We start from the raw sequence: 14,197 nt of genomic DNA, 5'->3' as shown, positions 1-14,197 counted from the left end.
GTTATGGTTCCGATGTGTCGGCGTCCGTCGCACCCACGAACCCGGACGGCGTCTCGACGTCCAGCGCGCCGTCGCGCGCGTAGCCTCGCCGTCTGTCGGTTCCGAACACGACGTCTCTCTCGTCACGGACTCCGCCCGCGCGTCCTAAATACCTTTCCTCACACGCCCGAATCGTCCCCGAGACGCCCCGAACGCGAACGCCTACCGGGGCGTCGTCCACCTCGTCTACGCACGCAAGCGCGGCCCGCGCCGGACGCACCTCGTCTCTGCGTGCCCGCACCAGCGCCTCGCCCGCACCCGCCGCGAACGAGAAGTGCACTACCGTCAGGTCGGCGTCGGCGCTCCCGGGGTCGCCGAGGAGGTTCTGAGCGGCGTACCACACCTCGCGCTGGAACGCCCCGCGCGAGACGCGCGCGTCCGGCCACGTCTCGATGCCGACCGCGAGGTAGCGCCACCGCGGCCGAACGTGTTTCGGGAGGTGTTTCACGTCACCGCTCCCCCCGACCGTCCGAGACCGGCCGCTCGGCGGTGATGACTCCCACCTGGTCGTGGACCCGGTCCACCTTGCTCACGACGTAGCCGGCGGACGTGAACATCTCGACGAGCGACCCCACCGTCGAGGGGTCGTCCACCTCCGGGTCGTAGAACGGAGCCGACGGGTCGGGCGCGTCGAAGAACATCACGTCCCCGAGGACGATGCGACGCGGTCCGACGGCGGTGAACCGGTCGTCGCTCCCGCCGCCGTCCATCGCCGCGACGGTCTCGACGGTCTCGCGCTTCTCCGCCTCCGAGAGGTGGTGGAGCGCGAAGTTCGACACCACGACGTTCGCCACGCCGTCGTAGTTCGGGTCGCGGAACTCGCCGTAGTCGAACTCGACGTTGTCGGCCCCCTGTTCGGCCGCCTTCTCGCGCGCTTTCTCCAGCATCCCGTCGCTGATGTCGCGCCCGACCACGCGGCCCGCCCTGCCCGCGAGCGCAAGCGCGATGGCCCCCGTTCCACAGCCGAGGTCCACCACCGTGTCCGTCGCGTGCGGCGCGGCCCGTTCGACGACCAGGCCGGCGCACGCCTCGTACTCGGGGCTGTTGTCCTCGTCGTACGACGCCGCGGCCTCGGAGAACCGCTCAGCGTGTTCCTCGATGGTCTTCTTCATACTCGCCCAATCGAACCCCCGGGGAGATGAACGAATCGGAGCGGCGCTCGCGGTTCCGGGCGGCGAGGCGGCCCCACTCTGCCAGCCCCGCGCGGACGGCGTCCGCGGAGAGGCCGACGGTCTCCCCCACGGCGACCAGTTCCCGCGGCGCGCGCAGTTCGAGGTGCGAGGCGGGTCGCGCGCTCACGACGAACGGCGCGTCGTACTGGTCCACCAGTTCGCGGAGTTTCCGGAGGCGCTTCAGCGCCTTGACCCGGCGACCGCCCGAGGCGCGCAACACCGGGCCGAAGTCGAACTCCACGCGCGTCCCGTGGGTCGCCGCCGCCTTCGCGAGCACGTGGTTGAAGTCGCCACCGTCGCCCGTCGGTCGGGCGAGTACGTCCACCCGGTCCTGCTCGACCGCGAACCGGTTGAGCGCGTCCGTCCCGCCCCGCACGAGCACCAGCGGAAAGTCGGGTCGGAAGTTGCCGACGCTCCCGCTCGCGGAGTCGGGCGCGTCCGCGACGACCTCGACCGCCGGGACGACGTCGACCCCGTACCGCGTCCGGAGCGCGTCCGGGTCGAACTCGGCCTCGCGCGTGCGGACGACGACGCCGCCGAAGCCGTACCCGCGGGCCGCATGCGCGAACCGCGACGCCGTCGCCTCGCCGTCGGGGTGCGCCGTCACCGCCTCGTAGGCGGGGTCGTCGCTCGGGCCGTCCGTGTCGTCCGCGTCGTCCCCGCCGCTCGCACCGTCCGCCTCACTCATCGTCGCCATCGTCGGTCGGTCGGTCGAAACCGTACGGGTCGGCCGCGGCCGCGGCGATGCGGACCGCCCTCACGTTCTCGACGGCGTCGTGCACGCGGACGATGTCGGCGCCGTTCGCCGCCGCGAGCGCCGTCGCCGCCACCGTCTCGGGGCCCGCGTCGCCCGCCTCCCCGCCGACCAACTCGAACATCGACTTGTGCGAGTGGCCGAACAGCACCGGACAGCCGAGCGCGCCGAGTTCGCCGAGTCGCCCGAGCAGGTCGAAGTTCTCCCGCCTCGACTTGCCGAAGCCGACCCCCGGGTCCACGATGACGTGCTCGCGGGGGATGCCCGCCTTCCGCGCCAGCAGTACCCGCTCGCGCAACTGGTCGACGACGTCCTCGACCACGTCGTCGTACTCCACCCGATTGTCGGGGTCGACCGGCGCGTCGACGCTGTGCATCACGATGACCGGGACGTCCCGGTCGGCCGCGAGAAACCGCATCTCGGGGTCCTCCAGCCCGGTCACGTCGTTCAGGATGTCCGCGCCGGCGTCGAGTGCCGCCTCGGCGACGGCGGCTTTCCGGGTGTCGACCGAGACGAGCGCGTCGGCGTCGGAGACGGCCTCGACGACCGGCACCACCCGTTCGATCTCCTCCTCGACGGGCACTTCGGTCGCGCCCGGACGGGTGCTCTCGCCGCCCACGTCGACGATGTCGACGCCCGCGTCGACGAGCCGTTCCGCCTGCGCCAGCGCGTCCTCGCGGTCGAAGAAGTCGCCGCCGTCGTGGAACGAGTCGGGCGTCACGTTGAGCACCCCCATCACGGCGGTGCCGTCCTCCCAGGGGTACCCCCGGCGCGTGCGGTCGACGCCGAGTCCGGCCGCCTCACGGACGCGCTCGCTCACCCCCGGCAGGCCGTCCGTCCGGTCGGCGAGGACGTCGACCAGGCGGTGGAACTGCGCGAGCGTCCCCGTCAGGACCACCTCGTGGAGTTCGCCGCCGCCCCGCAGCCCGGAGACGGCGCAGTCGCCGCCGAGCGCGACCATCTCGCGCTCCAGTCGGCCGGCCTGCCGCTCGGACACCCGGGTCTTGACGACCCGGTGGACGGCCTCCCCGCGCGTTCGCTTCACCTCGTCGGTCGGGACGTTCGCGTCGCGAAGGACCTCCCTCGCACGCGCCACCGAGTCGACTCGCTTCGGGATTCCCAGCCGCGTCCACTCTGGCCGCGCCTCCGCGACGCAGAACAGCGACCCGGTGAGCAGCACGCAGTCGTCCGGTCCCGCGGCCTCGCGCGCCGCCGCGAGCGCCCCCGGGACGCCCGCGCCGGCCGTCACGTCGGCGTCGGTGTCGCGCTCGAACACGCGTGCGAGCACTTCGGGGTCCTCCGCCCGGTCGTTCGCCGGCGCGCAGGTCCACACCGTCGCCGGGTCGGGGAGCGCGGCGACCATCTCGTCGTGGTCCTTGTCGTGCATCGCGCCGAAGACGAGGTGGAGCGAGTGGAACTCCAGTTCCGCGAGGACGTCCGCGAGCGTCGCGCACGCGTCGGGGTTGTGCGCGCCGTCGAGCACGACGAACGGGTCGGCCTCCATCACCTCGAAGCGCCCGGGCCAGTGGGCCGACCGGAGACCGCGTTCGAGCGTGTCGGCATCGAGGACGCCGAGTTGGCGCGCCAGCGCGACCGCCACCCCCGCGTTGGCCGCCTGGTACGCGCCGAGCAGCGGGATGCGGGCGTCGAGGCTCCATCCGTCGCCCGCGAGCGAGACGCGCGACTCGTGGTGGGTCACCGCCCCGCCGTACTCGGCGGTCACGTCCGCGTCCGGGCCGCCGACGGTCACCACGTCGCCGGCCACCTCGCGGACCGTCGCGAGCGCCGTCCCCTCGGTCGCGGTGACGAGCGGCGCGTCCGCGGGCGCGACCTTCGCCTTCGTCGTCGCGATCTCCTCGACGGTGTCGCCGAGGACGCTCGTGTGCTCCAGCGAGACGTTGGTGACGCAGGCGGCCACGGGGTCGACGACGCTCGTCGCGTCGAGTTCCCCCCCCATCCCGACCTCCAGCACTGCGACGTCCACGTCCGCGCGGCCGAACCGCCACAGCCCCATCGCCGTCACGACTTCGAAGAACGTCAGCGGCTCGCCGTCCGCCGCCCGTTCGACCAGCCACGGCTTCGCCCGCTCGACGAACGCCGCCACCTCCCGCTCGGGAACCTTCCGTCCGTCGACGCGCACCCGCTCGCGGAGGTCCTCGAAGTGCGGAGAGGTGTAGAGACCGACCGTCCGGCCGTCCGCGCGGAGCGCGGCCTCCAGCATCCGGGCGACGCTTCCCTTCCCGTTCGAGCCGGCGACCTGCACGAACTCGGTGTCCTCGTGCGGGTCGCCGAGGTGCGCCAGCAGGTCGCGCACCGACTCGGTGCCCGGCTTGACCTGGAAGCGACGGAGGCCGAAGAGGAAGTTCGCCGCCTCGTAGTACTCCATACTCCGACGGATTCGCGGCCGGTGCTTTAGGCTAACGGGAGCGGTCGGCGAGAGGGAGACCCCGCCGCGGAGTCACTGTCGCGCACTCGCCGGGCGACGACCACGACGGGAGACGGAGCGCGCCTACGAGTGCCGGAAGCTCCGGTTCCCCGTGAACACCATCGCCATGTCGTGTTCGTCGGCGGCCTCGACGACGTCGTCGTCGTTGACGCTCCCGCCGGGCTGGATGACCGCGGCGATGCCGGCGCCGGCCGCCTCCTCGATGGCGTCCGGGAACGGGAAGAACGCGTCCGAGGCCATCACGGCGCCGTCTGCGGACTTACCCTCGGCGTCCTTCTCGGCTTTCATCGCCGCGAGCGTCACCGCGTCCACGCGGGAGACCTGCCCCATCCCAACGCCCACCGTCTCGGTGCCCGTCGCGAACAGGATGCCGTTCGACTTCACGTGTTTCATCACCGCCCACGCGAACAGGAGCGACTCGTACTCCTCGTCGGTGGGCGCGCGCTCAGTGACGACGTCGAGGTCCTCGCGCGAGAGCGCCTGCCGGTCGCGCTCCTGCACGAGTCGGCCGCCGACGACGGGCTTCTCGGTGAACCGCTCGGTGTATCGGTCCTCGCGGTCGCCGAACTCGCCCGCGTCGAGTACCCGGAGGTTCGACTTCTGCGTGAGAATCGAGAGCGCGTCGTCCGAGTAGCCGGGGGCGACGACCACCTCCTTGAACGAGTCGGTCACCTGCTCGGCCGTCGCGGCGTCGCACTCGCGGTTGAGCGCGACGATGCCGCCGAACGCCGACTTGGCGTCCGTCGAGAGCGCGTCGGCGTACGCGTCCGCGAGCGTGTCGGCGGTCGCACAGCCGGCGGGGTTGGTGTGCTTGATGACCGCCGCCGCGGGGTCGTCGAACTCCTTCACCAGATTCAGCGCCGCGTCGGCGTCGTTGTAGTTGTTGTACGACAGCGCCTTCGCGCCCTCGTTCAGTTGCTCGGCGTCGACGACGTTCGCCTCCGCCACCGTCGTGTCGGCGTACAGCGCGGCGTCCTGGTGGGGGTTCTCGCCGTAGCGGAGTTCCCGGACCCGGTCCTCGCTGGCCGTCCGGCGCGCCGGGAACTCGCCGCCGTCGTCGCCCTCGACGTGGACCTGCTCTGCCGCCTCGTCCACCTCGACGCGTCCCTCGGCGAACGCCTTCACCGCGCGGGGGTACGCGCGGAACTCCGCCTCGTGGAGCACGCGCTCCTTCAGGTCCGCGGCGTCGTCGCCCTCGTACACCGGGACCGCCTCCTGCGTCACGATGGGCCCGCCGTCCACCTCCTCGGTGACGACGTGGACGGTACAGCCGGTCTGTTTCACGCCCGCCTCGAGCACGCGCTCGTGGGCGTTCTGACCCTTGAACGACGGGAGCAGCGACGGGTGGACGTTGAGCGTCGTCGGCGTCGCGTCGATGAACGCCTCGGTGAGCACGCGCATGTACCCGTCGAGACAGACCAGGTCGACGTCGTACCCCGAGAGCGCCTCGACCACGCGCTCCTCGTGGGCCTCGCGCTCCTCGCCCTCGTCGCGTTCGACGACTTCGGTCGGGATGCCCCGCTCTGCGGCCGCGTCGAGCACCGGCGCGTCCGCGTCGTTCGTGACCACCACCGCCAGTTCCGCCCCGCCGGGGGCGCGGTCCGCGATGGTGAGGAGGTTCCGCCCGCGGTTGCTCGCCATGCCGGCTACCTGCATACACGGAGGCTCCCGCGCCGGCGGAAAAACGGTTGCGGTCCGGAACGGACGAGTATGCACGAACGAGGATAGTGTCGGGGTCGAACGGTTCGTTTCGGGCCGATAGTATGCACCTCCGTGGCTACACGCGACCGGAACGCCTTTGGCCGCGGCGGCGACACCGCCGGACATGGAACTCCCGCGCGATGACCCGCTCGCGGCGGTGTCGCCGCTGGACGGGCGCTACGCCGGTCGGACCGAACCGCTCGTCCCGTACGCGAGCGAGGCCGCGCTGATGCGCTCGCGCGTCCGGGTCGAAGTCGAGTACCTCCGCGCGCTGGCCGACGAGGAGGCGGTCGACCTGACGCTCTCGGCCGACGAGCGCGCGACCCTCCGCGACTGTTACGAGTCGTTCGGCGCGGACGACGCCCGCCTGATAAAGCGGCTCGAGACGGAGGGCGCCGAGGGGTACGACGCGACCAACCACGACGTGAAGGCCGTCGAGTACTTCCTCCGCACCCGGACGCCCGAGCGCGTCCACCCGTGGGTGCACTTCGGGCTGACGAGCGAGGACGTGAACAACCTCGCGCACAGGCTCCTGGTCAAGCCGGCCGTCGAGACGGTGCTCGCGCCGGCGCTCCGGGAGGTGCGCGACGCGCTCGCGGGAATGGCCCGCGAACACCGCGACCTGCCGATGCTCGCGCGGACGCACGGCCAGCCCGCGACGCCGACGACGTTCGGCAAGGAGATGGCGGTGTACGCCGCCCGCCTCGGCCGAGCGCTCGGCCGAATCGCGGACGCGACCGGGAGTCTGTCGGGGAAGCTCGCGGGCGCGTCGGGCACCTACGCCGCACACCGTGCCGCCTACCCCGAGGTGGACTGGCGAGGATTCTCGCGCGCCTTCGTCACCTCCCTGGGGCTGGACCACACCCCGCTGGCGACGCAGGTGAACCCCTGCGACGACGTCGCGGCGCTGTTCGACGCGCTCCGGGGCGCGAACAACGTCCTGCTCGACCTGGACCGTGACGTGTGGTTGTACGTCTCCGACCGGTACCTGGGACAGGAGACCGTCGAGGGAGAGACGGGGTCGTCGACGATGCCACACAAGGTGAACCCCATCGACTTCGAGAACTCGGAGGGGAACCTCTCGAAGGCCAACTCGGACCTCACGTTCCTCGCGGACTACGTCACGACGTCGCGGCTCCAGCGCGACCTCTCGGACTCGACGGTCAAGCGGAACGTCGGCGCGGCGCTCGCGCACTGCCTCGTCGGCTACTCGAAGACCGACGCGGGACTCGGGAAGGTGACGCCGAACGAGCGCGTCATGCGCGAGGACCTCGCGGACAACCCCGAGGTCCTCGGCGAGGCGGTCCAGACCGTCCTCCGGCGCGAGGGGGACACCGAGGCGTACGAGCGCGTGAAGGCGCTGACGCGGGGAAGCCGGACGACGCTCGACGACTTCCGCGCGCTGTTCGACGACCTGGACGTGAGCGAGTCGGTCCGCGAGGAACTGAACGCGCTCACGCCCGAGGGGTACGTCGGCTACGGGAGCGAACTCGTGGACGAACTGGACGACGAGAGCGGAACCTGACGAGCGGAGCGACGACCGTCGACTCCCTCCGTGGTACCAGGGGAGTCCCGCGCGACGGGTCTCTCCGCTCTACTTCGACCACCCGTTCGACCGGCACGGGCGAGACTGGAGAGGGTCGTCGCCTCGGCGAAGTCCGATGTCTCGAGCACCACAGCCGAGGGAACGTAGCGACCGAGGCGAGGAGCGCAGAGCGCACCGCGCGAGCCGAGACAGTGGGGGCTTCCGAGGTGGTCCGGTCGGTGGCCGTGGCGGTCGTAACGACGGCGAAACCCGAGAGGCGGAACCGCGAGACGGAACGGAGCCGAGGGGCGTCGGAGGAGCCGAGAGACGAAAAGGGGAACTCAGTACTCCTCGTACGCGAGGTTCATCAGCCACTGCGTGAACGCGTCGCTGTTCGGGTCGATCTCCTCCTCGCCGATGAACGGCGAGAGCATGTCGCCCGCCATGAGCAGCGAGAAGTCGAGGTCGGCGGCGGTCGGCTTGAGGTAGTACGTGTTGTGCCCCTCGTAGACGGCGTCCTCCCGCTCGATGAGTTCGAGTTCGGTCAGCTTCTCGGCGATGCGACTCCCCTTCCGCGAGGAGACGTCGAGTTCCTTCCAGAAGTCGCTCTGGTGGATACCGCCCGACTGGCGGACGAGTTCCAGCCCCGCCCGCTCGTCGTCGGAGAGGTCGGCTTCGAGGTCCGAGGCGCTCATGTGGGAAGGCTGGGGGCCGTCACCGTTTAACTCTGGCTTTCGTCACCCGCGGCGCCGTCCACCGGCGCGCCGCCCGCACCGAGTTCGCCGCTCGCGGGCGGGACGTCGACGACTACCTCGTACGCCGTCTCGCACGGCGGCCCGTCGGCGAACTCGTAGCGGCGCCGCCCGTCGGCGCCGAGCAGGACGAGCGAGGAGGAGCGCGTCCCGTACCCGCGGTCGGTGTGGACGCAGACGCCGTACTCGTGGTCGCCGAGCGCGTCACCCGCTCGCGCGAGCCACGACTCGGCCGTCTCCCCGGGTTCGGGGCGCAGCGCCTCGCGCAGACGCAGGGCGTTGTCCGCCTCCTCGGGGCCCAGTTCCGGCCGGAACGACGGCTCGAAGTACGACCCGTCGTAGCCGACGTTGCCGACGACGTGGACGCCCGGGTCGAGGTTCGTCACCGAGAGGTGGCCGTCCCACTCCAGCAGCACGGCCGCCTCGGCGTCGGCGAGCACGAGGTTGAACCCGTCGTACTCGTACTCCCGACACTGGGCTTCGACCAGCCGAGCGGCGTCCTCGGCGGAGTCGGCGCGCAGGCAGTCGCGCACGAGCAGCCCCCGCGAGCGCTCGGCTGCCAGTCCCTCGACCCAGCGGTTCGTAATGCCGACGAACAGCCCCGCCGGCCCCCCGACGTCCGCGTACCCGACCCACGTCCCCCCAGCCTCCAGGTCCCGCGGCGCGACGACGCCCGGTTCCAGTTCCGCGGGCGGTTCGGACGGCCGGTCCAGCGCCTCGTCGCGGTTCGCCGCGACGGCGACCGGCGCGTCGGCGAAGACGCGCCACGCGATGACGAGCGTGCACATGACTCCGAGTACGCGCGGGGAGGGGAAAAGCGAGGGGTCGGGGAATCGGGGTCACCCGAGGAGTCGACCGACGGCGTCGGTGACCGCCGTCGCGGCGGTCCGAACTCGGTCGACCCGGACGTACTCGCGGTCGCCGTGCGCGACGGCTCCGTCGGCGTCCGCGAGGTGACCCGGCCCGAACACCACCGTCGGCGCGGGCGCGAAGTACGACGCCTCCGTCGCCGCGCCGAACGGTCTCACCGTCCCGTCCGGGTCGGCGTCGTTTTCCCCGTCGTGTCCGGCGTCCCCGCGAGCGTCCCGGCCGGCCGCTCGCGCCGCGGCGGCGAGCGCTCGGACCAGGTCGTGGTCGGGGTCGGTGTCGAACGCTTCGAGGAACGGCGTCTCGCGCTCCGTCAGCGCGAACGTCACGCCCACCTCCGGCGGAACGGCCCCGCGGACCGCCGCGGCGAGCGACTCGGCGAACCCGTCGGCCGTCTCCGGGGGGACGGACCGCCGGTCGAGCGTCACGCGCGCCTCGGCGGGCACCTGGTTCGTCGCCTCGCCGCCCGACGCGCCCGTCGGGACGAGCGTCGGCGCGCCGAGTCGTGGGTGGGGGTCGCGCCCCTCGTCGAACGTCCGAATCGCCGCGAGCGCCGACTCCAGCGCGGCGACGGCGTTCGCGCCCGAATCGGGCTGAGAGGCGTGCGCGGCGCTCCCGGTGAGGGTGAGCGTCCCCTCGAACCGCCCGCGAGCGGCGGTACACACGTCGCAGTCGGTGGGTTCGCCCACGACGAACAGGTCGGCGTCGAGCGGGTCGGTGCCCGGTCCACCGCGGACCAGCGCGTCCGCCCCCGTCGAGTACGTCTCCTCGTCGGGCGTCACCGCGAGAGTGAGTCGCCCCCGCGCCGGGTCGGTAGCGAGGAACGCCGCCGCGAGCGCGGCGAGCGGCCCCTTCGCGTCACAGGCCCCGCGGCCGCGAATCACGTCGCCGTCGCGCTCGAACGGGACGTGCGGCGGGACGGTGTCGACGTGCGTGTTCAAGACGAGGTGCGGCCCGTCGGCCGGGCCGGTACGGGTCGCGCGGACGTTGCCCGCGCCGTCGACGCGCGGGTCCGCGCCGTACTCGGCCAGCGTCTCGACCAGCAGGTCGCGCATCGCCTCGGACGACTCGTGTGACTCGACGGCCACCGCGCGTTCGAGGAACGTCACCGGGTCGAACCCCGCGAACTCGTCCGCGCTCACGGGTCGCGCTCCAGTTCGCCCGCGAACTCGCGGACGGCCGGCCCGGCGAGCGTCGCCGGGCCGTCGGCGGGAACGGTCACCCGGAGGTCGCCGCCGGGCGGCGAGACGCCGAGCGACTCGCGGTCGGTCACGCCGAGTCGGCGAGCGACGGCGCCGACGGCCACTGCGCCGGTGCCGCACGCGCGCGTCTCGCCCTCGACGCCCCGCTCGTACGTCCGCTGCGTGAACGCGCCGGGACCGGTGCTCGCGTCGTTCCCGGAGTCCGCGGGGTCGCCCCGGTCCGCTCCGTCCACTCCGTCGGCGACGGCGGCGAGCGTGACGTTCGCCCCCTCGGGGAAGACGGCGGCGTGGCGGACGGCCGGCGCGACCGAGTCCAACTCGACCGCGTCCACGTCGTCGACGAACGCGACGGCGTGCGGGACGCCCGTGTCCACGGCCGTGACGGACAACCCCTCCACTTCGGTGTCCACGAGCGGACCGTCCGCGTCCGCGCGCAGCGGCACGTCCCCCGGGTCGAACGAGGGGACGCCCATCTCGACTTCGACTGCCACCGGGTCGCCGCGTCCGCGCGCCGCTTCCTCCACGACCGCCCGCCGAGCGCCGGCCGGCGTGTCGAGCACGACGGTCGTCGCGCCGCACTCGCTCGCGGCCCACGCGGCCGCGCAGCGAGCGCCGTTGCCGCACATCTCCGCGACCGAGCCGTCGGGCTGGACGAGCGTCATCTCGACGCGCGGGGGCGTCGCTCCCGTGTCGAGGCCGAGGAACAGCACGCCGTCGGCCCCGCGGCGGCCGCCGCTCCCCGCGCGGACCCCCGTCTCCCGGTCGCAGTGGGCGGCGGCGAACGACGCGCGGTCGGGGACGCTCGTGCCGGCCGCGACGACGAGGAAGTCGTTGCCCGTCCCGTGGTACTTCTCGAACGGGACGGTCCCGGTCGACCGGCTCACCGGTCCGCCTCCAGCCGGGTGACGCCCGCGAGCGTCTCGCGCTCCCTGAGCACCGTCCCGTCGAGTGTCACGTCGGCGGGCCGGGGCCGGGAGTTGTACGTCGACGCCATCTCGTAGCCGTACGCGCCCGCGTTCCCGACGGCGAGGAGGTCGCCCCGCGCCGGGTCCGGGAGGGGGCGGTCCTCGCAGAACGTGTCTCCGGTCTCGCACACCGGGCCGGCGACGGTGACCGGACGCTCCTCCCGCTCGCTCGCGTCGGCCGCGAGCGTTCGGATGGGGTGGTACGCGTCGTACATCGCCGGGCGGAGCAGGTCGGTCATGCCGGCGTCGACGCCCGCCACGAGGGCGTCGCGCGCCTGCTTCACGGTGTTGACCCGCGTCAGGAGGACGCCCGCGTCCGCGACGACGTACCGCCCGGGTTCGACCGCGAGGCGCGCGTCCACCGGCCCGAGCGCCTCGCGGGTCGCCTCCGCCACCGCACCCAGGTCGAGCGGCGCGTCCGCCTCGCGGTACGGGACGCCGAAGCCGCCGCCCGCGTCGACGTACTCCAACTCGCCCACCTCGCGCGCCAGTTCGCCCAGCCGCGAGATGAACTCGCTGTGGGCAGCGAGGTCCTCGTCGCCGTGGATGCCGGACCCCGCGTGGGCGTGGATTCCCACCACGTCGAAGTCCGCACGGGCGGCGCGCGCGACGTCGGCCGCACGCTCGACGGGCACGCCGAACTTCGCGGCCGCGCCGGTCCGCACCTTCTCGTGGTGGCCCGCGCCGACGCCCGGGTTGACGCGGACGCAGAGCCGGCCGTCGTACCCCCGCTCCCGGAGCCTGTCGAGCGTGTCGCGCGCGCCGACCGTGACCGTCAGGGCGGGACGTTCGCGCCACCAGTCGACGACCGCATCGAGGTCGCGCGCCGGCGGGTTGACCGCTGTGTAGTGGATTCGCTCGCCGGGGAAGCCGGCGTCGAGCGCGCGTCTCACCTCGCCCGCGGCGGCACACTCCGCGTCGAGTCCCGCCTCGCGGACGGTTTCGAGCACCGCCCGCCCGGTGTTCGCCTTCGCCGCGTAGCGCACCTCCGCGTCGGGGAACGCCGCGCGGAGGCGCGCGCAGTTCTCCTCGACGCGCCCGAGGTCGGTGACGTACAGCGGCGTCCCGTGGTCGGCCGCCAGGCCGCGGAGCGTCGTGGCGTCCCACTCCCCGAGGCGGCGGACCGCCGGGTTCCCGTCCGACCCCGCGGCCGAGCGCCCGCTCATTCCCGGAGCGCTCCCTCCCGTCGGGTCGCCTCCAGCGTCTCGTCTTCGACGTCCGTGGCGACCACCGCGGGCTTGTACGCCCCCGCGTCGCCGAACAGGTCGTGCTCGCTCACGCTCGACTCCACGAACCGGGTGAACGCGCGGCGCTCGGCCGGGAGGTGGCCGTACACCACTTCCTCCTCCACGAGGTCGTACACCGGGATGCGCGGCGTGAGCAGCGTGTTCTCTCCGACGACGGAGTTCGCGCCGACCCGGAACCCGGAGGTGACCCGACAGCCGGCGCCGAGCGAGACGCCGTCCTCGACTATCACTGGCGCGTCCTCGACCGGTTCGAGGACGCCCCCGACGAGCGTGTTCGCACCGAGCTTCACGCCCTCGCCGAGTTGGGCGCACGAGCCGACCGTGTCACAGGAGTCCACGAGCGTCCCGTCGCCGACGTACGCGCCGATATTCACGAACGAGGGGCTCATCATGATGCAGTCGGCGCCGAGGTGCGCTCCCCGACGCAAGACGGTCCCGTCGGGCGTGTTGCGCGCGCCACGCGCCGCGAGGTCCTCGGTGTCGCGAAGCGGGAGCACGTCGTAGTAGCCCACGCCGCCGTACTCGCGGCGCTCGGTCTCGCGGAGGCCGAAGTTGAGGAGGACGCCCCGCTTCACCCACGGGGTCGCCTCCCACGACTCGACGGAGTCGCCGGTTCGTACGGCGGCGCGGACCGCGCCGGCCTCGAGTTCGTCGAGGAACTCGTCGAGGAGCGCGCGGTCCGTCGCGTCCGCCTCCGCGGCGGTGAGTCCCTCGTCGTAGCGGTACCACAGGTCGTCGATGTCTGCTTCGAGCGTCGTCGTCATTCTCGTTCGAGTACCTCCGCGAACTCGTACCTCCCGGCCGGCCGCCCCGCCAGCCACGCGGCGGCGTCGAGCGCGCCGGCCGCGAACACGCGCCTGCTCCCGGCGCGGTGGGTCAGTTCCAGCACGTTGTCGTCGCCCGCGAACAGCACCTCGTGCTCGCCGGCCACGTCGCCGGCCCGCCGGGCGTGGACGCCGACTTCGCCGCCGGTCCGGGGTTGGTCGCCCTCGCGGCCGTGGACCCGCTCCCCGAGGTCGGGCCGCTCCGCCTCCACGTCGTCGAGCAGGGTGAGCGCCGTCCCGCTGGGGGCGTCGCGCTTGCCGTTGTGGTGGGTCTCGGTCACCTCCACGTCGTAGCCGGGGAGCGCGTCCGCGGCCACGCGCACGGCCCGGCGGAGCGCCGCGACGCCGCGCGAGAAGTTCGACGCGCGCAGCACGGGTACCGACGCCGCGGCGTCGTCGAGCGCGGCGGCCTGCTCGTCGGAGAAGCCGGTCGTGCCGACGACGGCCGGGACGCCGGCGTCCGCACAGGCGGCGACGTACTCGACGCTGGACGCCGGGCCGGTGAAGTCGACGAGCGCGTCCGGCTCCCGGTCGGCGAGCAGAGCCGGGAGGTCGGCGGCGTCCCGGACCTCGACGCCGGCGACCGACTCGACAGGCGAGCGGTTCACCGCCAGCGCGACCGTCGCGTCGTCGCGGTCGGCGACCGTCGAGACGACCTCCCGCCCCATCCGGCCGCCCGCACCGGTGACGGCGAGGCGGAGCG

13 protein-coding genes are annotated in these 14,197 nt (G+C 73.1%); 1 reads left to right on the top strand and 12 read right to left on the bottom strand.

Annotated features, from left to right (window positions below):
* Position 1: 1 nt before the first annotated feature.
* The 5 genes from AC6RUA_RS00125 to purH form a co-directional block, all read right to left on the bottom strand.
* Positions 2 to 487 (bottom strand): Rpp14/Pop5 family protein, encoded by a 486-nt coding sequence (locus AC6RUA_RS00125; RefSeq protein ID WP_499813940.1) that lies wholly within the window; start codon positions 485 to 487, stop codon positions 2 to 4.
* A gap of 1 nt (position 488) precedes the next feature.
* The gene (locus tag AC6RUA_RS00120; protein WP_499813939.1) at positions 489 to 1,151 is read right to left on the bottom strand and encodes a class I SAM-dependent methyltransferase; all 663 of its coding nucleotides are present in this window, start codon (positions 1,149 to 1,151) and stop codon (positions 489 to 491) included.
* Positions 1,123 to 1,899, bottom strand: coding sequence for an RNase P subunit p30 family protein (locus AC6RUA_RS00115; RefSeq protein ID WP_499813938.1), 777 nt, complete (start codon positions 1,897 to 1,899; stop codon positions 1,123 to 1,125). Before AC6RUA_RS00115 ends, AC6RUA_RS00120 begins: the two co-directional genes overlap by 29 nt.
* Entirely contained in the window at positions 1,892 to 4,351 is a 2,460-nt protein-coding gene (gene folP, locus AC6RUA_RS00110; protein WP_499813937.1) for a dihydropteroate synthase, read from the bottom strand. The genes AC6RUA_RS00115 and folP overlap by 8 nt, the downstream gene beginning before the upstream one ends.
* 123 nt (positions 4,352 to 4,474) lie before the next feature.
* Positions 4,475 to 6,067 (bottom strand): bifunctional phosphoribosylaminoimidazolecarboxamide formyltransferase/IMP cyclohydrolase, encoded by a 1,593-nt coding sequence (gene purH / locus AC6RUA_RS00105; RefSeq protein ID WP_499813936.1) that lies wholly within the window; start codon positions 6,065 to 6,067, stop codon positions 4,475 to 4,477.
* A gap of 169 nt (positions 6,068 to 6,236) precedes the next feature.
* On the opposite strand from purH, the gene purB reads away from it, so the two are divergent.
* A complete protein-coding gene (gene purB / locus AC6RUA_RS00100) occupies positions 6,237 to 7,637 on the top strand; it encodes an adenylosuccinate lyase (RefSeq protein ID WP_499813935.1) in 1,401 nt (466 codons plus the stop codon).
* Positions 7,638 to 7,978: 341 nt separating this feature from the next.
* Here the strand turns inward: purB and AC6RUA_RS00095 are convergent, their stop codons facing one another.
* The 7 genes from AC6RUA_RS00095 to dapB are packed head-to-tail and all read right to left on the bottom strand — an operon-like array spanning position 7,979 to position 14,162.
* Positions 7,979 to 8,332, bottom strand: a complete 354-nt coding sequence (locus tag AC6RUA_RS00095; RefSeq protein ID WP_499813934.1) for a helix-turn-helix transcriptional regulator — start codon at positions 8,330 to 8,332, stop codon at positions 7,979 to 7,981.
* A gap of 26 nt (positions 8,333 to 8,358) precedes the next feature.
* A complete protein-coding gene (locus tag AC6RUA_RS00090) occupies positions 8,359 to 9,177 on the bottom strand; it encodes an NRDE family protein (protein ID WP_499813933.1) in 819 nt (272 codons plus the stop codon).
* 51 nt (positions 9,178 to 9,228) lie between these two features.
* Complete coding sequence (locus AC6RUA_RS00085; protein WP_499813932.1) at positions 9,229 to 10,398, bottom strand: M20/M25/M40 family metallo-hydrolase; 1,170 nt, start codon at positions 10,396 to 10,398, stop codon at positions 9,229 to 9,231.
* Complete coding sequence (gene dapF / locus AC6RUA_RS00080; RefSeq protein WP_499813931.1) at positions 10,395 to 11,342, bottom strand: diaminopimelate epimerase; 948 nt, start codon at positions 11,340 to 11,342, stop codon at positions 10,395 to 10,397. The genes AC6RUA_RS00085 and dapF overlap by 4 nt, the downstream gene beginning before the upstream one ends.
* Positions 11,339 to 12,589 carry a diaminopimelate decarboxylase gene (lysA, locus tag AC6RUA_RS00075; RefSeq protein ID WP_499813930.1) on the bottom strand — a complete coding sequence of 417 codons (1,251 nt, stop codon included), beginning with the start codon at positions 12,587 to 12,589 and terminating at the stop codon, positions 11,339 to 11,341. Before lysA ends, dapF begins: the two co-directional genes overlap by 4 nt.
* A complete protein-coding gene (locus AC6RUA_RS00070) occupies positions 12,586 to 13,434 on the bottom strand; it encodes a 2,3,4,5-tetrahydropyridine-2,6-dicarboxylate N-succinyltransferase (RefSeq protein ID WP_499813929.1) in 849 nt (282 codons plus the stop codon). Before AC6RUA_RS00070 ends, lysA begins: the two co-directional genes overlap by 4 nt.
* A complete protein-coding gene (gene dapB, locus AC6RUA_RS00065) occupies positions 13,431 to 14,162 on the bottom strand; it encodes a 4-hydroxy-tetrahydrodipicolinate reductase (RefSeq protein ID WP_499815459.1) in 732 nt (243 codons plus the stop codon). Before dapB ends, AC6RUA_RS00070 begins: the two co-directional genes overlap by 4 nt.
* Between the last annotated feature and the right edge of the window lie 35 nt (positions 14,163 to 14,197).

The sequence above is a fragment of the Halorarum sp. SLYT50 genome (assembly GCF_059821265.1).
Note: the sequence above shows the minus strand (reverse complement) of the source record. Positions and strands in the feature narration are given on the sequence as shown.

What these genes read in the sequence shown, in the direction of transcription:
- AC6RUA_RS00090 (WP_499813933.1), bottom strand. Translation starts at nt 9,177, where the DNA reads ATGTGCACGCTCGTCATCGCGTGGCGCGTCTTCGCCGACGCGCCGGTC.
- AC6RUA_RS00120 (WP_499813939.1), bottom strand. Translation starts at nt 1,151, where the DNA reads ATGAAGAAGACCATCGAGGAACACGCTGAGCGGTTCTCCGAGGCCGCG.
- AC6RUA_RS00115 (WP_499813938.1), bottom strand. Translation starts at nt 1,899, where the DNA reads ATGAGTGAGGCGGACGGTGCGAGCGGCGGGGACGACGCGGACGACACG.
- purH (WP_499813936.1), bottom strand. Translation starts at nt 6,067, where the DNA reads ATGCAGGTAGCCGGCATGGCGAGCAACCGCGGGCGGAACCTCCTCACC.
- folP (WP_499813937.1), bottom strand. Translation starts at nt 4,351, where the DNA reads ATGGAGTACTACGAGGCGGCGAACTTCCTCTTCGGCCTCCGTCGCTTC.
- purB (WP_499813935.1), top strand. Translation starts at nt 6,237, where the DNA reads ATGGAACTCCCGCGCGATGACCCGCTCGCGGCGGTGTCGCCGCTGGAC.
- lysA (WP_499813930.1), bottom strand. Translation starts at nt 12,589, where the DNA reads ATGAGCGGGCGCTCGGCCGCGGGGTCGGACGGGAACCCGGCGGTCCGC.
- AC6RUA_RS00070 (WP_499813929.1), bottom strand. Translation starts at nt 13,434, where the DNA reads ATGACGACGACGCTCGAAGCAGACATCGACGACCTGTGGTACCGCTAC.
- dapB (WP_499815459.1), bottom strand. Translation starts at nt 14,162, where the DNA reads ATGGGGCGGGAGGTCGTCTCGACGGTCGCCGACCGCGACGACGCGACG.
- AC6RUA_RS00095 (WP_499813934.1), bottom strand. Translation starts at nt 8,332, where the DNA reads ATGAGCGCCTCGGACCTCGAAGCCGACCTCTCCGACGACGAGCGGGCG.